The organism is Syntrophaceae bacterium (assembly GCA_013177795.1).
Classification (GTDB): Bacteria; Desulfobacterota; Syntrophia; order Syntrophales; family UBA2192; genus UBA2192.
On record JABLXY010000001.1, the window covers coordinates 832,871 to 849,467 of the forward strand.

The window sequence follows — 16,597 nt, forward strand, 5'->3', positions numbered from 1 at the left end:
TTATACTTGACAGCACAGATTTATCTGTGTATATTCTCACCGAACAGAACGCTTCCTCCCCTTCGAGCTCGCCGGTGCGTGAGCGGGGCGGACGACGCCAGAGGGCGAAGGGGCCGCGACGCCACGGCCGGAGGGGCCGGGACAGCGGGGAGGGCGGGACGCCGCAAGCAGGGATCGCCGGGCCGTCCACGGGCAGCCCGATGAGGCCGTGACCCCGGAAGCTCGTCAGGCGGATCCCCTGAAACCGGCGGCCCGGATAACCGGCCGAGGCCATAAGACCAGGGCTTTCGAGCCTTGCGCCCGGCGGCATTGGGCATCGGCGGGATAAGGCCGGAGCAACAGAATACCCTGTCTCCCTCCTTTCCTGGGGGGCTTCGGCCCCCTGGGGATGGAGGGGCGCGGGCGGAAAGGAGAACAGGGCGATGCCGAGCATGAAGATCCTGCCCGGCGGCGTCACGGACGCGGAGCACGCCGCCCTCAGGGAAATCCAGGTCACGCCGTACATCATGCCGAGCCTCGACGAGATGGCGGAGCGCAGGGACCGGGTGTCGAACGCGACCATCCTGCGGACCCTCCGGCACAACCTCGAGCAATGGATCGCGGGGGCGCGGGGCCGCATCGGGAAATCGGACGACAACGAGAACGACCTCTACTGGATCGGCCGCGCCCACGGCTTCGAGAAGGCGCTCGAGCTCGTCGCCTCGCTCGAAAGGAGCCTGCTGAAATGAGCCTCCGGCTGTATGTGCTCGCGGCCCTCTGCGGGGCCGTCGCCGCACCGCTCCTCGTGATCTTCATCTGGGCCCTGTGCGTCGTGCTCGCGGCCCTGGCGGGGGTGCTGTGATGTCGTGGTACGCCATCGACTACGAGCACGACAGGGAGTGGGAGCGCTCCATCGCCTGGGCCGACGCCTGCGAGGAGGGCTGCCCGTACCGGGAGCGCGGGGAATGCGACGGGCGCTGGCCCGGGACGCCCGATTGCCAACTGTACCGGGATGCAAGAGACATCTGCATGGAGGAAAGAGCATGGAAGAGATCGCAACCTACAGCGTTCCGCCGCAGCCGCCGGACGCCCGGCCCCTGACGGCCGCCGAGATCCGAGCCCAGGTCAACCTCATCCAGGAGGTCATGAAGGCCGTCATGAAGGACGGCCACCACTACGGCCAGATCCCCGGCGCGGGGAACAAGCCCGTCCTCTTCAAGGCGGGGGCCGAGAAGCTCCTCTTCACGTTCCGCCTTTCCGCCGACCCGGAGATCGAGGACCTCTCGACGGGCGACGTGATCCGCTACCGGGTCCGCTGCAAGGTCTGCGACCGTGCGGGGGCCTACCTGGGGGCGGGCGTGGGCGAGTGCTCCTCCGACGAGGAGAAGTACCGCTGGCGCGCCGCCGTCTGCAAGGAGGAGTACGACGAGACGCCGGAGGACCGCCGACGGATGAAGTACGCGAAGCGCCGCGACGGCGGCACCTACCGGATCGCCCAGGTGCGGACGACCCCGGCGGACCTGGCCAACACCATCCTCAAGATGGCGAAGAAGCGGGCCCAGATCGACGCGGCCCTGACCGTCACGGCGGCCTCGGACATCTTCGCCCAGGACCTCGAGGACCTGCCCGAGGAGCTCCGCGAGGCCGTGGCGGAGAACGCGGCCAACAAGGAGAACGGCAAGGCGGCCCCGGAGCCCCCGAAGCCGAAGGCGGCCCCGGCCGCCGGGCAGCCGCCCTCGGAGAACCAGCTCAAGGCCATTTTCGCCATGTGCCGCAAGCTCGGCGTCACGGACGACTTCGAGGTCCACCGCAAGGCGAGCCGCCTCGCGGGCGTGCCCGAGCCGGAAGTCCTGCCGTCGCTGAAATCCCTCACCTACGCCCAGGCGAGCGCCGTCATCAAGGCGCTCCAGGAGGAGCTCGAGGGATGAACGGTCTCGTCTTCGACGCCGAGCGCCATGCCTACCTCCTCGACGGCCGGGTGGTCCCCTCGGTCACGCAGATCCTCGCGGCCGAGGGGATCATCGACGGCCAATGGTACACGGAGGAAGGCCGCCGGCGCGGCGATCACGTCCACCTTGCCCTGCGCTACCACGACGAGGGCAGGCTCGACGAGGAATCCGTCACGGACGAGGTCCGGCCCTACCTCGAGGCATGGCAACGGTTCATATCGGAGACGGGCTTCATCTGCCTGCAGATCGAGCAGCCCTTCGCAGACAGGAATCTGGGCTTCGCCGGAACGCCGGACCGAGTCGGCTGGATGGACGGAGACAAGACCCTGTCCATCATCGACATCAAGACGGGCGCCCCGGAGCCCTGGCACGCCCTCCAGACGGCGGCCTACGCCGTCGGCCTGGGGAAGCGGACGGTGATGCGATGGTCCGTCTATCTCAAGCCCAACGGCGCCTACCGGCTCATCCGGCACCAGGCCATTGAGGACGTCATTGCCTGGCTCGGGCTCGTGTCCGTCCACAACTGGAAGCTGAAATACATGGGGAGTAAATCATGATCGAAATCGCACTCACGCAGGAAGCGAAGGACGTCGCGGCGCGGGCCCTGACGGTCCCGGAACTGGCGCGGACCATCGAGATCCGCGACAACGAAAGCTACATGCGGGCCGGGGAGATGCTGACCGCGGTCAAGGGTCTCCTGAAGGAGATCGACGCGGCGTTCGACCCGATCTGCAAGCGGGCCCACGAGGCCCACAAGGAGGCCCTGAACCAGAAGAAGCGGGCCGCGGAGCCCCTGCTCGAGGCCGAGCGCATCCTCAAGAAGGGAATCGCAGACTACCAGGCCGAGATCGAGCGCAGGCGAAGGGAGGAGGAGGATCGGCTCCGGGAGGAGGCCCGGAAGCGGGAGGAGGAGGCCCGGCTCGCCGCCGCCATCGCCGCCGAGAAGGAAGGCGAGAAGGAGCTCGCCGAGCAGATCCTCGAGGAGCCCGTGGCGGCCCCGGTTGTCCACGTCCCCCCGGCGGCCCCGAAGCTCGCCGGCGTGAGCGCCCGGAAGGTCTGGAAGTACCGCGTCGTCAACGAGGCCCTGATCCCGCGTCAATACCTGACGGTCGACCACGCGGCCATCGGGCGCGTCGTGTCGGCCCTCGGCGGCAGGGCGAAGATCCCGGGGATCGAGGTCTACGAGGAAACGGTGATTGCCGCCTCAGCCCTAGGATAATTCTCTATCTATTGGATAAGCTTTGCAGAATCTTATTAACCTCTGCAGTAGTCGAATCACTCAACCATGAGGATAGAATAAATCCTATGAATCCTAATAATGCTGATATGCCGATACCCAATAACACGCCGTTTCCGTCCACATTAAAATCATTCCATCGCATTGGCCATAATGCATTTATCATCTGCAAACCGAAAGCGATAAGCAACAGGGCAAAACCGATCCAAGTATCAGCTCTTTGTTCGCATAATGATCTGATGATATCGGAATTGTAGCCCAGTTTTGTTGTAGCAAGGCTTGCTATATTTTCTGGAGATAAGCCTATGTTACTTTTGAGCAGGAAATATGACGAGATCAGCGTAACAGTAAGCGACGATGTTTGAACGGCAGAGCGTAGCATCTATCTCTCCTTTCATGCATCAATGCTCAGCGGTCTATATACCTTTTCAAGCGATAAACCAATAACCTTTTAATTCATGAATATTACTTCGCAAAAAATATGTTCTATCGGCGACAAACGTTGGTTGACGCTCCGCGAGGCCCGGTTTTACTCGGGCATCGGGATCAAGCGCCTGAAGGCCCTGGCCCAGGACGGCAAGATCAAGGGAGCCCCGGACCCCGACAGCGGCCGCGGCGACTGGGTCTTCGACCGGCTGTCCCTGGACGCCTACCGCGAGGGCCAGATGCTCGGCCCGACCGTCCGCGAAAAGGCGCTTGCAATCATGAGAGGGATTCGTCTATGAAAAGGCCCATGAGGCTTTTTCAGCGAAAGAACGGCGTCTACTACGTCGAGGTCGCCCGGAACCGTTGGAAGTCCCTCAAGACCCGGAACCGCAGGACGGCCGAGTCCATCTTCAAGGAGATGGAGCGCGAATACCTCCGCGGCCGCCTGATCGAGCTCGAGAGCGAGAAACGTGTCTCCCTGGGTGAGTTCGCCGAGATGTACATCGCGAGCCGCGACGGGGTCTCGCCCTGGACGGTCAAGAAGGACCGCCTCTCCCTGTGGCTCCTGGCCGACGCCGTCGGCCGGTCGCTGCCCCTCCGGGCCCTCACGGAAGATCGGATCGAGGATTTCAAGCGAGCCTGCAGGGCAAGGGGAGCCTCGGAAATCACGATCGACGGCTATCTCCGCCATATCAAGTCAGCCCTCTCCTACGCCCTGGACAAGGGCTACATCAAGAAGAAACCCAGGGTCCGGATGTACCGCAAGGACGACCGGGACCTGCCCCGGATCATCCTGCCGGAAGACATCAGGAAGATCCTGGAGAAGGCCCGGGAGAAGAACGCCGACCTCTGGCGGCTCTTCACGTTCTACCTCTGGACGGCGACGCGCCGGCGCGAGGGCCTCGGCCTGGAGTGGCCAAAGATCCGGTTAGACCGCAAGACCTGCATCGTCCGGGGCAAAGGCGGCCGCGAACGGCTCATCCCTCTCCTGCCGGCGGCCGTCGATGCCCTGGAGCCTGTAAGAAAGGACATCGGCCGCGTGTTTCCGGACTGGCATCCGGACACCGTCTCCCACAAGTTCCACGAAATCGCGAAGGCTTGCGGCGTCAATGCCCGTCTCCACGATCTCCGGCACAGCGCCGTATCCTACATGCTCGCCTCCGGGATCCCGATCCAGGTCGTCGCGCAGATCGCCGGCCACCGGCAGATCTCGACGACGCGGATCTATACCCATATCCTCGAGGATGTTCTCCTCCGGGAAATGCAGAAATTGAGATTCGAATAATTAATTGAATTTTTCTTGCATTGAGAGTATTAATTACACGTTTTGTTTTTTGTCGTCGTCTGGTTAACCCGCGCTGCAACTTACAAACTGACCAGAGGATGCCATGAAATAAGCCCTTTCCCCCCGTATCTCTGAAAAAGTACGGGGGTTTTTATTTGTTTTGATATGGCAATGCCGCAAGGAAAAAAATTAGTCACAGCGCAGATTAAACTATATCTGCATCGCCCCGTCGAACCGGACAATATATCGTGGGCTCAGGCGGGCCAGATCCTTCGAGACGTTTCCTATGAAACGGTGTTGGGGCTGAATCATGCGATTACCGAGTGGCATCTATATGAGAGAGAACGAGCGAGGCACTACAGGGAAACGAAGGAGAATCTCCCGGCAGAAGAACGAAAGAAGACATGGAACCGCATCTATTCTGAAGTCCGTGGCCTAATGAAAACGGCCTCAAGCGGCATGGCCTCTATGGTTACAAGGACCGCTATTACACGTTATCAGAACTCGCTGAAAGACATCCGCAGCCTCAAACAGTCCGTCCCAAGTTATAGATTGGGTCACCCCATTCTTCTGCGCGAGGGTGGCGGTGAAACGAAACTGTGGAGGGACAACGGGAACTACATGTTCAGAGCCACCCTGCGAAACAGGTCCAATGAGCCAACACGCCTGACTTTTCTTCTCGACACCTTCAAGCTTGAGAAGTCCAAGAAGGCTGTCCTCGACCGAGTCATAAGCGGTGAATATAAACTTGGCGCATGTCAAGTAGCACAAGACCGCCGCAAGCGGTGGTTCACTAGGATTGCCTACAGTTTCCCGAGGCCCGAGTTAAAAAAAGACACATCGATCTGTGTCGGCGTTGACCTCGGGCTTGCATGTCCGTTCTATTGTGCGGTGAATAACGGCCATGACAGGCTTAGTTGCAATGAGGCTTTGATTGTAGAAAGATTCCGGTGGCAGATACGTCGAAGGCGGCGAGCTTTCCAGAATAGCCTAAAGTTCAGCAACCGGGGCGGTCACGGTAGAAACAAAGCCCTTGCTCCTTTAGAAAAGTTGGCAGAGAAGGAAATTAACTTCCGAGACACCAAATATCATCAGTACACCTCTCGGATCATCGAATTCGCTTTGAAACAAAATGCAGGTGTGATCCAGATAGAGGGTCTTGAGGGATTCCGTGCGAGTCAGCAGGGAATCTTAAGAGATTGGGCGATTGCCGACTTCCACTCAAAGCTGAAATACAAGGCTGAACACGCAGGCATTGAAGTCCGCGAAATAGACGCTCGATATACGAGTCAAAGATGTAGTGAGTGTGGTAACATCAATGAGGCCAATCGCCAATCTCAATCGGACTTTCTCTGCACAGTATGCGGATACAAGACCCATGCGGATTATAACGCTGCACGAAACATATCGATTGTCGGAATTGAAAAGATCATAGCAGAGGAGATAGCGAGAAAAGGCCTCGCAGAGCAAGAAGCACAGGACGTGCCACAAGGTTGACTCAGCGCATAATTGCGCTGTCACGATTGGGTTCCCCTCGGGGGATCCAAGGGGCGACTTCCCGCCCTTAAGCCGAGAAGTGCCGCGAAGGTGAAGCGGGCAACCGGTTCCAATGCGGTAACGCTACGGCAGACCCCTATTAATCGCGGGGAATATCTGGCTTTCGAGCCAGGGGGTCCCCGGGCCTCCGTTGCGCGGGGTTCGCGATTATCTCAAGGTCCGGCTTTTTGTTGTATTTTAGCCGGCGTGTTCTTTGACATACGCGAACATTTATAGCAATGAAATGCGGGGTACGCGGAAAGCGCGGGATTTCCGCAATGGATTTATAAATCTCTGATCTGGCAGTCGCACCCCGCGCGTATGCGGGGGTTGAAGGTCCCGGCACTCAGCGAATATCCGCGCCATCTCTAGTCGCACCCCGCGCGTATGCGGGGGTTGAAGGCCATGAATATGCCACACCCACATTAGGCTTAAACGGTCGCACCCCGCGCGTATGCGGGGGTTGAAGGGCAAACAGGCAGACCGCCTTGTACATGAGCCACCGTCGCACCCCGCGCGTATGCGGGGGTTGAAGGAGACCACCAGAGCTTGCAACATATCCTTATCCAGTCGCACCCCGCGCGTATGCGGGGGTTGAAGGCTCCTTTCCCTGCCCCGGCGAGAGAGGGGAAGAGAGTCGCACCCCGCGCGTATGCGGGGGTTGAAGGTATGCCTTTTTTATTTGTGTCACAGCGCCGGGTTGTCGCACCCCGCGCGTATGCGGGGGTTGAAGGGCAGCATGGAACAGGTCTTCGTTTCTCCTTCCCTGTCGCACCCCGCGCGTATGCGGGGGTTGAAGGAGTGAAAAATAGCAGAAACTGCGAGCAAAACGCGAGCAGGCCAGATTTAAGCTCTTGAAATAATTGATTTCGGCGAAGTACTTTTAATCCGTTGGTCACGAGTTCGAATCTCGTACGGCCCACCAGAAAGACAGAGGGCCTCCGGCATGTCTCCGGAGGCCCTCTTACGTTGTGCTGACGATATTCCCGATTACTTGATCACCGCCGCGCCGGCCGCCGCGATCACGCCGTCCTGCTGCGCCGTGCCGCCGGAAACCCCGATGGCGCCGATGATCTTGCCGTTCTCGATGATGGGCACGCCGCCCTCGATGGCGCTGATGCCGTCGAGCGTCAGGTAATGAATGTTCGCCTTCACCGCATTCTCGAGCGCCAGAGTGGGCCGCTTGTACATGACGGACGCCTTGGCCTTGTGGATGGCCACGTCGTTGCTGCCCCACTGGACCACGTCGAACCGTTCCATGTACACGAGCTGTCCGCCCGTGTCCACGATGGCGATGACCACGTTGACCTTCATCTCTTTCGCCTTGGCCGCCGCCGCCGCCGCCACCTTCTTCGCCGCCTCCAGGCCGATGTTCGGGCCGTAGGGGTTGGGCATCTGCTGGGCGAGGGCCGTACCGGCGACAAACAGAGCAATCACGCAAAGCACCGCTGCTACTTTCAGGGAACGCATCGTACTTCCTCCTTTGCATCCTGCATTCCCACACGATGTGGGTTTGGGCATTATAAAAGAGCGGGAGAACCAAGTCAAAACTTTTTCAGGACGAAAGAACGGGCCCATGAGAGAGGATGCAGCGGCGGCCCCCTCCGGCCCCAAAACGGGTTGACAACCCGGGGGCTTCGTGTACATTGGGCTCAATTTCCATCCGTCGCGAGGGACTCATGGATCGCTCAAGCACCACGGCCCGGGTCTTCCTGATCGCCGTGCTCGCCTGGCCTGTGCTGTTCCTCGCCTCCTGCACGGCCCAGTACCCCCTGAACCCCGGTGTTGAGAAAATCGACCGCGCGGAGCCCTACCGGGCCAAACTCGCCTCCCCCGACCGCTCGCACGACACGCTGCTGCTTGTGGCCTTCTCGGGCGGCGGCACCCGGGCGGCCGCCCTGTCCTACGGCATCCTGGAGGCCCTCGACCTCGTCGAGGTCCCGGCGCCCCCCTCGAAGAAGGGCCGACGGCACACGCTGCTCGACGAGGTGGACATGATCTCGGGCGTCTCCGGGGGAAGCTTCACGGCGGCCTACTACGGGCTGCACGGCCGCGAGATTTTCAACGACTTCCGCACCGAGTTTCTCTACGGCGATTTCCAGGGGTCCCTGCTGTGGGGGCTGGCAAACCCCGTCAACTGGTTCCGGCTCCTCTCGCCGCGATACGGCCGCAGCGACCTGGCCCAGGAGCACTATGACGAAAGGCTCTTCAGGGGGGCGACCCTGGGTGACATCGCGCGGAAACCCGGCCCCGTCGTGGTGATCCTCGCCACGGATGCCGGCGAGGGGATCAGCTTCGCCTTCACCCCGAGCCAGTTCGCCCTCATCTGCGCCGACTTCGACCGATTCCCCGTCTCCCGGGCCGTGGCCGCCTCGGCAGCCTTTCCGGGGGCGCTCTCCCCTATTGTGCTCAAGAATTACGCCGGCCAGTGCGACATCCGCACACCGCACTGGATCACGGAGGCCCTGGCCAAACCGGACATGTCCAGCCGGACCTACTACAATGCCCTGAGGATGAAAACCTACCTCGACACCCGCCGCAAGCCCTACATCCACCTTATCGACGGGGGCGTGTCGGACAACCTCGGGATCCGCGGCATCCTGGAGTCCCTGATCGCCCGGGGGGGCATCCATGCATCGCTGAGGGCCCTGGGCCTGGAGAAGACCCGGCGCGTCGCCATCGTCATCGTCGACGCGAAGACCCAGGAGAAGTCGCGCTGGCAGATCCTCGACGAGGTCCCCGGCATCGGGGCCATCCTGGGGGCCTCGTCCACCATCATGATCAACAAGTACAACTTCGAGACGATCGAGTTTCTGCACAACGTCGCCCGGGAGTGGATGCACGACGATGAGGTCCACGGGCAGAGGCCCATCGACTTCTACATCGTGCACGTGGCCTTCGACGCGCTGGCCGACGAGAGGGAGCGGGACTACTTCAACGCGATCCCCACGAGCCTCGCCCTCGAGCCCGAGCAGGTGGACAATCTCCGGGGAATCGCCTCGAAGCTCCTGTACGAAAACCGGCAGTTCCGGCGGCTCGTGCGGGACCTCGGGGGGCAGATGCCGGAGCGGCCGATCCGGCTGAAGCTTCCGGCGCCGGCCGTAGGCGACGGCGCCGGGGAGCCGTGGTTTGCGGGGCACGAAACCGAGCCGTGAACGCCGTCGGAATCGTTTTCACCCAAAACGGGAAGAGCCGGCCCCGATGGCCGGCTCTTCTCTGCTTACACGTGTCGTCCCTCTGGCGGTTGCGGTTTTCGTAACGCTATCGGGAGGATTCCGCCTATTGACCGACTAGTAGAAGTTGCAGCTGTTCAGCCCCCTCTTGTCCTCGACGCATATCTTGCCGGGTTCGTGAATCGTTGTTTTCCAGAAGTAAACCTTGTTGCCCGTGATTTTCACGTGGTGCATGAGATAATCCAGGACCGTCCAGTCCCTTTGCTGCCAAATAAAGCAGTGGGCAAAGTTGACGGGGTTGACCCCGTCCCAGCAGCCGAACTGGTTGCCGTCGTCCTGGAGAACCTCCTCGACCTGGAACGGGCCCTGGTAAAGGAGAGCCTCTGGAGGAATCAATGCGGGATTCGGGGACCCTCCCAAGAAATACTGATAGGGAATGCAGACCGGGTAGAGCCACTGGTTCGGGTTATTGTGGACAGAGATCCTGGGGAGGGAACTTGCGGCGGCCGCCCAGCCGCCGTCGGACCCGGTGACGGCATCCGCATCGTAGATGTACGCCGTGCCATGCACATTTCGGTTCCAGCCGAGGTCGACACCGTCGTCCTTCACCCGCACATTCATCTTTTCCGTTCCGACGTAACGGATCACGACGGAGCGGCCCCACTCGACCCCGGGGCCGTAAGGCCAGGATCCGGCGTCAAAGGGGCAGAATTCCCAATAATCGACGTCCTTGTCATTGTATTTGGTCACCACGGTTTTCCCCATGGCGCTCAGCGGCATCGCCAATACAAGCAGCGCCGCGACGGCAAGAAACCATCCCTTCCTCATGTTCATCCTCCTGCGGTTCATCGTTGACAGAGATTCGATCACGATCACCCCTCGGGGTGCATTCTCGGCGTGGGAAAAGACGGGGTCCGCGCCCCGTGCAGGGCAGACCTTGCATCCCTATTCGGCAGGGCGGCGGTAAAACTTGAGGGATACGGGGGCGGGAAAGCGGAAACCGTTGTCCGCACGGTGCAGAGGAGCTCGCCAAGGTCCCTCGGCTATGCCCGGAAGAGGAAGTCCCCCTTCTGGCGCACCACGTTGCGCGTGTCCACGACGGGCACGCCCAGGGAGGCAAAGTCGATGGCCCGGTATTCGTCGTGGGGAGTGGCGACGAGGATGAGGTCGAAGTCCTTGGAAACCGCCACGGATTTGCGGCCCGCATACTTCGCGTACTCCCGCGACGGGCGGATGACGGGGATGCAGGGGTCGTTGTAGGCGACCTCGGCGCCCAGGCGCTCGAGCTTCTCCATGAGCCGGTACGAGGGCGACTCGCGGTCGTCGTCGACGTTGGCCTTGTAGGCAAGCCCCAGGATGAGGATTCGGGAGCCCTTGACGTGCTTGCCGTGCGCGTTGAGGGCCTCCATGACCTTCGAGACCACGTAGTCCGGCATGGACGTGTTGATCTCGCCCGCCAGCTCGATGAAGCGCGTGTTGAACTCGTACTCCCTCGCCTTCCAGGTCAGGTAGAAGGGGTCGATGGGAATGCAGTGGCCGCCCAGGCCGGGGCCGGGGTAAAAGGCCTGGAACCCGAAGGGCTTGGTCGCCGCCGCCTCGATGACCTCCCAGATGTCGATGCCCATGCGGTCGAAGCAGATCTTCAGCTCGTTGACCAGGGCGATGTTGACGGAGCGGTAGATGTTCTCGAGGAGCTTGGCCGCCTCGGCCACCTTCGCCGACGAGACAGGGACGGTCCTCTCCACGACGTGGTCGTAGAGAGCCCGGGCGGCGGCAAGGCACGCGGGCGTGAGCCCCCCGACGAGCTTCGGCACCGTCCGGAGGCTGAAGTCCTTGTTGTTGGGGTCCTCCCGCTCCGGCGAGAAGGCCAGATGGAAGTCCACGCCCGCCTCTAGGCCCGAGGCCTCCAGGATCCCCCGGAGGTCACCGTCGGTGGTGCCGGGGTAGGTCGTGGACTCCAGGACGACGAGCTGTCCCCTGCGGAGGTGACGGGCGATCGTGCGGCCCGTGTTGAACACGTACCGCATGTCGGGCTCGCGGTTTCGGTTCAGGGGCGTCGGCACGCAAATGAGGATGCAGTCCACCTCCGCGAGGCGGTCGAAGTCCGACGTGGGGGTGAAGTTGCCGTTGATCTCCCTTGCGAGCAGCGACGAGTCGATGTGGCGGATGTAGCTCTCCCGCCTGCGCAGGGCGGCGATCTTTTTCTCGTCCACGTCGAAGCCCGTGACCGTGAAGCCGGCGCGGCAGAACTCGATGACCAGCGGCAGTCCGACGTAGCCCAGCCCGATCACACCGACGCGGGCCTGTTTGGCAGCGATTTTTTCGATAAGGGTCATGCAGAATCCTTCCGGTATTTCGTTTCGCCCACCGGCTAATCGGCGGTCAAAGAGGAACTTGCAAGTTTCATGCTTCGCCGCATGAAAGAATCCTACATTGTCTGCCAGGCGGACTGCCCGGTCCTTGTCTCTCCGCTCTTGAGATTTTCCGTTTCACTTCTGCTCTTCCGGCCCCTCGGCCGCCGGCAGCAGGATGTGAAAGGCCGAGAATTGCCCCTCCCGGCTCTCGACGCGGATCAGGCCCTCGTGGTTGCGGATGATGGCATAGCTCAGGGCGAGCCCCAGACCCCGGCGAGCCTCCTTGGTCGTGAAATAGGGGTCGAAGATCCTCGAGAGGTGCTCCTCGCGGATTCCGCGGCCGTGGTCGCGGATCGAGATCTTGATGTACCGGCCCTCCCTGATCGACAGGCGGTCCGAGGCCTCCACGACGGCATTGCCGGCCCGGATGTCGATGGCGCCTCCCTCAGGCATGGCCTCGACGGCGTTCTGGACGATGTGCCGCAGCACCTGCCTGATCTGCCCCTCGTCGGCCTCCACCGGCCACAGGTCGGGGTCGATGGCGAACCGGACGTCGATCGGCGGCTCGCGGGGAACCAGCGCCTCACACTCCCTGAGCAGCGGCGCGAGATCCATCTTCTTGCGGACGGGGTAGCCGCCCTTGGCGACGGTGATGAGCAGGTGGACGAGTTCCTTGGCGCGCAGCCCCGCCTTTTCGGCGATGGCAAGGCCCTCTTCGATCATCTTGTCCTCGTCGGGGACGGAGATCTTGGCAAGGAACACGTTGCGCAGGATCGCGGAGAGCAGCGTGTTGAAGTCCTGGGCGATCCCGCCCGCAAGGGCGCTGAGCGACTCCATCTTCTGCGCCTTGTGCAGCTCCTCCTCGGCGCGCTTCTGCTCGGTGATGTTCTCCAGCGTCTCCAGGGCCCCCAGCACCTCGCCCCCGGCGCCGCGGATCAGGGCCGCCGTGAACCGCAGCCAGCGGCCCCCCTCGCCCAGCTCGGGGAAGAAGTCCGTCGCCTCGTAGGCCTCCTCGATCAGCGACGAGCGGCGGCACTTGCCCGCATACCAGCTCTCGACGGCCTCGAAGTTCCCATCCACGAGCAGGTCCGCCAGGCAGGGCCGCGCCCCGCTGCGGTAGAAGGCCCGCCAGTGGTCCGCCGTCCCCATCACCTCGTGGGCGCGGATCCCGCTCAGCTCCTCCAGCGCCCGGTTCCAGTGGATGACTCGGTGGTCCCGCCCGATGACGAACGTGGGGATCGGCGAGCCGTGGATCACGCTGTGAAGACGGTGCTCACTGTCCCGGAGGCTGATCTCGGCCCGCTTCGCCTCGGTGATGTCCTCCAGCGTCTCCAAGGCCCCCAGCACCTCGCCCCCGACGCCGCGGATCAGGGCCGCCGTGAACCGCAGCCAGCGGCCCCCCTCGCCCAGCTCGGGGAAGAAGTCCGTCGCCTCGTAGGCCTCCTCGATCAGCGGCGAGCGGCGGCACTTGCCCGCGTACCATGTCTCGATGGCTTTGTAGTCCCCATCCACGAGCAGGTCCGCCAGGCAGGGCCGCGCCCCGCTGCGGTAGAAGGCCCGCCAGTGGTCCGACGTCCCCATCACCTCACGCGCGGGGATCCCGCTCAGCTCCTCCAGCGCACGGTTCCAATGGACGACCCGGTGGTCCCGCCCGATGACGAACTTGGCGACCGGCGAGCCCTGCAGGACGCTCCGCAGGAGCTGCGCGCTGCCGTCGAGATCGACCGTCCCGGGTACTTGGGCGGTCGCGGGCTTAGACTCGCCGGCACCGCGTGCCGCTTCGGCCCGCTCGATGCGAGGCTTCCGTTCCTTTCGCTTCATGGCGGCAACCCTCCGTGGAGAAAGCGGGGTCCGGTGGGATCGTCGGTTGACCGGGTGCAAGCCGTGCAGATGGAACCGGCCGGAATCGATTGATTTTTCACCCCGCCGTTTCTATACTACGTTTGCGGTGAATTGTGAACCCCGTTTCGCCCCGAAGGGACCATGAGGCGCGTTGCCCACATCTCGGATTTGCACTTCGGCCGCGAGGACCCGGCTCTCATCGGGGAGCTTCTGGCCGATCTGCGCAGGCTCGCCCCGGCGCTCGTCGCCGTGAGCGGCGACGTCACCCAGCGGGCGCGCCGCCGCCAGTTCCTGGCCGCACGGGCCTTTCTCCAGCGCATCCCCTGCCCCAAGATCGTCGTGCCGGGCAACCACGACATCCCCCTGTACGACCCCGTGCGGCGCTTCCTTCTGCCGCTGCACCGCTGGCGGCGCTACATCGCCGCGGACATGGACCCTCTCTACCGGGACGCCGAGATCGCCGCGCTGGGCGTCAACACGGCGCGCTCGCTCGCCCTCGTCAACGGGCGCATCTCGGACCGGCAGATCGAGCTGATGCGCCGAAGGCTCTGCAGCATCCCGGACCGCATCTTCAAGATCGTCGTGACGCACCACCCCTTCATCCCGCCGCCCATCCCGCCGTACTCGATCGTGGGGCGCGCGGCCAAGGCCCTGGCCGTCCTCGAGGAGTGCGGCGTGGACCTTCTGCTCGCGGGCCATTACCACGTGGGGTACTCCGACGACGTCCGGAGCCACCACGAGGAGATCCGCTCCCACATCCTCGTCGCCCAGGCCCCGACGCTCTCCACGCGCCTGCGGCGCGAGCCCGCCGCCTACAATGTCTACACGATCGAACCGCCCGACCTGACCCTCGCCGTCCGGGCCTGGGACGGCAAGCGGTTCGTCTCGGCCCGCAAGACCCGCTACCGGGAGATCAAGAAGACCTGGTCCGAGGTCGGGAACTGAGCGCCTCCACGGACACATGAGGGCGCCGCGACCCGCAGGGGGCATGAAAAAAGGGCGGCGTCACTATGACACCGCCCTTTATCGTGAACCGGCCATGCCGGATTGTTTGTCTGTTTCCGCCGCAGGAATCGGGTTCTTAGTTGCCCGTCTCAAACTTGGAGTGATCCACAGGCTTCTCCGCCAGGCAGAAGGCAGCCACAGAGGCCAACGCCGCCAGGGCCGACCAGAAGATGAACACGTTGGCGAAGTTAAACGACCCGTCCGGCAGCGTGACCACGAGGTAGCCGGCGATCATCGGGGAGATGAAGGCGCCGAACTGGCCCAGTCCGTTGGTGATGCCCATGGCGCGGCCGACCACTTCCTTGGGGTAGCGGACGGACGGGAAGGCCTGCATGACGCCCCAGGGGAAGTTGATGAAGAACCCGCCCATGCCGAGCCAAAACAGCAGCATGCCCGTCTCGCCCTTGGGGGTCTGCCCGATGAAGTACAGCACCGGGATGCAGCCCAGGAAGCCGATGATCGTGACGACTTTCATCTTGCCCTGGAAGAACTTGTCCGCCACCTGGCCGCCCGCCCACATGGCGAAGAAGGCCACGATGAAGGGCATGGAGGCGTAGAAGCCCATGGTCTTGATGTTGAGACCGTGCATCTTCACGAGGAAGGTGCTGATCCAGGTCGTCATGCCCCAGTAGATCATCAGCAGGACAAAGAAGGTGACCGTGAACAGGTAGTACTGGGGGTCCGTCGCGAAGATCTTCGTGCTGTAGGTCTTGCCGTGTACGGCCGCGTCGGCGCCGATCGACGAGGTAATGTAATCGTACTCTTCCCTCGTCATCTTGCCTTTCTCGAGCATCTCGCGGGGCGTGTCGCTGACGTATTTCCAAAGCAGGAAGATGCCCAGCAGGCCCGGGACGGCGAGGACGAAGAAGACGGGGCGCCAAGCACCTCCGAAGAGATCCGCCGACATCCAGGTCACGACGATGGGAACCACGGCGGGCGCGACGGCCCAGGTCGTTGCGAAATAGCCGTTGGCGCGACCCTTCTCGGCCATGGGGAACCAGTTCGCGATGGCGCGCACGGCAGGTACGTAGTGATTGCCCTCGCCCAGGGCCAGGGCCAGTCGAAGGAAGATGAACTGCCAGAAGGTGCGCACGAAGCCTGTAACGAAGGTCACAGCCGTGAACACCCAGATGGCGATGTTCATGGTCTTCTTGGGGCCCCACTTGTCGGCGAAGAACCCGGCGAAGAACTGCGCGATGGAATACCCAAAGAAGAAGATCGAACCAAGCCATCCGATCTCGACGGCGTTAAGGTTAAGGTCTTTCTGAATGTAAGGCAGGAATGTCAGAACGCTGATACGGTCAAAGTAATTGATGAGATAAAGCAGCCAGACAATGAAGAGGATTACCCAGCGGTATCCCCAGGCTTTCTGAGCGACAGTCTGTGTTCCTTGAGCCATCTTCCACCTCCGTTGGATGTCTCATGCGGGACCGGTCCCCTCGTTTCCCTTCCTCCTCGACGCGACGCCCTTGATGTGTGCGGGTCAGACCCTGCGAGGCGGGTACCCGGCCTATCGGTTAATTTCGTTCCCTCCGTAAAAGTTTTGAACAATGTCGACTTCCCTTTCTGTCATCAACCCTTCATCTCAACGGGATGATTAATGCGCGGCCCTCCTTTCTTGATTTCTTATTGAGCGCTCACTCATATTCGTTCTGCAGAAACACAACTCTCTTTCCATCTGCTTTTTTTTCAGTCCTTGGTGTGCCCGGCTTCGGTCTAGTCATCCTCTCCTCTAGCATCCGTTCATATTCAAGTCTTGACAGAATGTCAAGAATAAAGTGAGCGCTCACTCATTTTTCTGTAAATGCCTG

The 16,597-nt window shown here is 62.2% G+C and carries 16 protein-coding genes and 1 CRISPR repeat array; of the genes, 10 read left to right on the plus strand and 6 right to left on the minus strand.

Annotated features, from left to right (window positions below):
- The first annotated feature begins 422 nt into the window (after window positions 1–422).
- The 5 genes from HPY67_03885 to HPY67_03905 all read left to right on the plus strand — a co-directional run bounded on the left by HPY67_03885 (window position 423) and on the right by HPY67_03905 (window position 3,147).
- A complete protein-coding gene (locus tag HPY67_03885) occupies window positions 423–728 on the plus strand; it encodes a hypothetical protein (protein ID NPV03854.1) in 306 nt (101 codons plus the stop codon).
- Window positions 729–840: 112 nt separating this feature from the next.
- Window positions 841–1,080 carry a hypothetical protein gene (locus tag HPY67_03890; protein NPV03855.1) on the plus strand — a complete coding sequence of 80 codons (240 nt, stop codon included), beginning with the start codon at window positions 841–843 and terminating at the stop codon, window positions 1,078–1,080.
- Entirely contained in the window at window positions 1,023–1,907 is an 885-nt protein-coding gene (locus HPY67_03895) for a hypothetical protein (protein NPV03856.1), read from the plus strand. The genes HPY67_03890 and HPY67_03895 overlap by 58 nt, the downstream gene beginning before the upstream one ends.
- Window positions 1,904–2,485 carry a hypothetical protein gene (locus HPY67_03900; protein ID NPV03857.1) on the plus strand — a complete coding sequence of 194 codons (582 nt, stop codon included), beginning with the start codon at window positions 1,904–1,906 and terminating at the stop codon, window positions 2,483–2,485. The genes HPY67_03895 and HPY67_03900 overlap by 4 nt, the downstream gene beginning before the upstream one ends.
- Window positions 2,482–3,147, plus strand: coding sequence for a hypothetical protein (locus HPY67_03905; protein ID NPV03858.1), 666 nt, complete (start codon window positions 2,482–2,484; stop codon window positions 3,145–3,147). The genes HPY67_03900 and HPY67_03905 overlap by 4 nt, the downstream gene beginning before the upstream one ends.
- Window positions 3,148–3,151: 4 nt before the next feature.
- On the opposite strand, the gene HPY67_03910 is transcribed toward HPY67_03905, so the two are convergent.
- The gene (locus HPY67_03910; protein ID NPV03859.1) at window positions 3,152–3,547 is read right to left on the minus strand and encodes a hypothetical protein; all 396 of its coding nucleotides are present in this window, start codon (window positions 3,545–3,547) and stop codon (window positions 3,152–3,154) included.
- A gap of 124 nt (window positions 3,548–3,671) precedes the next feature.
- On the opposite strand from HPY67_03910, the gene HPY67_03915 reads away from it, so the two are divergent.
- The 3 genes from HPY67_03915 to tnpB all read left to right on the plus strand — a co-directional run bounded on the left by HPY67_03915 (window position 3,672) and on the right by tnpB (window position 6,373).
- Window positions 3,672–3,890 (plus strand): hypothetical protein, encoded by a 219-nt coding sequence (locus HPY67_03915; protein NPV03860.1) that lies wholly within the window; start codon window positions 3,672–3,674, stop codon window positions 3,888–3,890.
- Between the two features lie 8 nt (window positions 3,891–3,898).
- A complete protein-coding gene (locus tag HPY67_03920; protein NPV03861.1) occupies window positions 3,899–4,876 on the plus strand; it encodes a site-specific integrase in 978 nt (325 codons plus the stop codon).
- A gap of 297 nt (window positions 4,877–5,173) precedes the next feature.
- Window positions 5,174–6,373: an IS200/IS605 family element transposase accessory protein TnpB gene (gene tnpB / locus HPY67_03925; GenBank protein ID NPV03862.1), complete on the plus strand. Its 1,200-nt coding sequence runs from the start codon at window positions 5,174–5,176 to the stop codon at window positions 6,371–6,373.
- Window positions 6,374–6,717: 344 nt separating this feature from the next.
- A CRISPR array of direct repeats spans window positions 6,718–7,212; the repeat unit is 32 nt; unit sequence GTCGCACCCCGCGCGTATGCGGGGGTTGAAGG.
- 190 nt (window positions 7,213–7,402) lie between these two features.
- On the opposite strand, the gene HPY67_03930 is transcribed toward tnpB, so the two are convergent.
- A complete protein-coding gene (locus tag HPY67_03930; protein ID NPV03863.1) occupies window positions 7,403–7,882 on the minus strand; it encodes a heme-binding protein in 480 nt (159 codons plus the stop codon).
- A 209-nt stretch (window positions 7,883–8,091) separates the two neighbouring features.
- Between HPY67_03930 and HPY67_03935 the strand changes: the two genes are divergently transcribed.
- Complete coding sequence (locus tag HPY67_03935) at window positions 8,092–9,567, plus strand: patatin-like phospholipase family protein (protein NPV03864.1); 1,476 nt, start codon at window positions 8,092–8,094, stop codon at window positions 9,565–9,567.
- A gap of 135 nt (window positions 9,568–9,702) precedes the next feature.
- On the opposite strand, the gene HPY67_03940 is transcribed toward HPY67_03935, so the two are convergent.
- The 3 genes from HPY67_03940 to HPY67_03950 form a co-directional block, all read right to left on the minus strand.
- The gene (locus HPY67_03940) at window positions 9,703–10,413 is read right to left on the minus strand and encodes a hypothetical protein (protein ID NPV03865.1); all 711 of its coding nucleotides are present in this window, start codon (window positions 10,411–10,413) and stop codon (window positions 9,703–9,705) included.
- 215 nt (window positions 10,414–10,628) lie between these two features.
- Window positions 10,629–11,921 (minus strand): nucleotide sugar dehydrogenase, encoded by a 1,293-nt coding sequence (locus HPY67_03945; GenBank protein ID NPV03866.1) that lies wholly within the window; start codon window positions 11,919–11,921, stop codon window positions 10,629–10,631.
- A 153-nt stretch (window positions 11,922–12,074) separates the two neighbouring features.
- Window positions 12,075–13,760, minus strand: coding sequence for a PAS domain S-box protein (locus HPY67_03950; GenBank protein NPV03867.1), 1,686 nt, complete (start codon window positions 13,758–13,760; stop codon window positions 12,075–12,077).
- Window positions 13,761–13,922: 162 nt separating this feature from the next.
- On the opposite strand from HPY67_03950, the gene HPY67_03955 reads away from it, so the two are divergent.
- Window positions 13,923–14,726: a metallophosphoesterase gene (locus tag HPY67_03955; protein ID NPV03868.1), complete on the plus strand. Its 804-nt coding sequence runs from the start codon at window positions 13,923–13,925 to the stop codon at window positions 14,724–14,726.
- 136 nt (window positions 14,727–14,862) lie between these two features.
- On the opposite strand, the gene HPY67_03960 is transcribed toward HPY67_03955, so the two are convergent.
- Window positions 14,863–16,185 carry an MFS transporter gene (locus HPY67_03960; protein NPV03869.1) on the minus strand — a complete coding sequence of 441 codons (1,323 nt, stop codon included), beginning with the start codon at window positions 16,183–16,185 and terminating at the stop codon, window positions 14,863–14,865.
- Window positions 16,186–16,597 lie beyond the last annotated feature (412 nt).

Bases quoted from the DNA above. Each gene is read 5' to 3' on its own strand.
- HPY67_03955 (NPV03868.1), top strand. From the start codon at position 13,923: ATGAGGCGCGTTGCCCACATCTCGGATTTGCACTTCGGCCGCGAGGAC.
- HPY67_03930 (NPV03863.1), bottom strand. From the start codon at position 7,882: ATGCGTTCCCTGAAAGTAGCAGCGGTGCTTTGCGTGATTGCTCTGTTT.
- HPY67_03905 (NPV03858.1), top strand. From the start codon at position 2,482: ATGATCGAAATCGCACTCACGCAGGAAGCGAAGGACGTCGCGGCGCGG.
- HPY67_03900 (NPV03857.1), top strand. From the start codon at position 1,904: ATGAACGGTCTCGTCTTCGACGCCGAGCGCCATGCCTACCTCCTCGAC.
- HPY67_03940 (NPV03865.1), bottom strand. From the start codon at position 10,413: ATGAGGAAGGGATGGTTTCTTGCCGTCGCGGCGCTGCTTGTATTGGCG.
- HPY67_03945 (NPV03866.1), bottom strand. From the start codon at position 11,921: ATGACCCTTATCGAAAAAATCGCTGCCAAACAGGCCCGCGTCGGTGTG.
- HPY67_03950 (NPV03867.1), bottom strand. From the start codon at position 13,760: ATGAAGCGAAAGGAACGGAAGCCTCGCATCGAGCGGGCCGAAGCGGCA.
- HPY67_03910 (NPV03859.1), bottom strand. From the start codon at position 3,547: ATGCTACGCTCTGCCGTTCAAACATCGTCGCTTACTGTTACGCTGATC.
- HPY67_03895 (NPV03856.1), top strand. From the start codon at position 1,023: ATGGAAGAGATCGCAACCTACAGCGTTCCGCCGCAGCCGCCGGACGCC.
- HPY67_03935 (NPV03864.1), top strand. From the start codon at position 8,092: ATGGATCGCTCAAGCACCACGGCCCGGGTCTTCCTGATCGCCGTGCTC.
- HPY67_03890 (NPV03855.1), top strand. From the start codon at position 841: ATGTCGTGGTACGCCATCGACTACGAGCACGACAGGGAGTGGGAGCGC.
- HPY67_03885 (NPV03854.1), top strand. From the start codon at position 423: ATGCCGAGCATGAAGATCCTGCCCGGCGGCGTCACGGACGCGGAGCAC.
- HPY67_03960 (NPV03869.1), bottom strand. From the start codon at position 16,185: ATGGCTCAAGGAACACAGACTGTCGCTCAGAAAGCCTGGGGATACCGC.
- HPY67_03920 (NPV03861.1), top strand. From the start codon at position 3,899: ATGAGGCTTTTTCAGCGAAAGAACGGCGTCTACTACGTCGAGGTCGCC.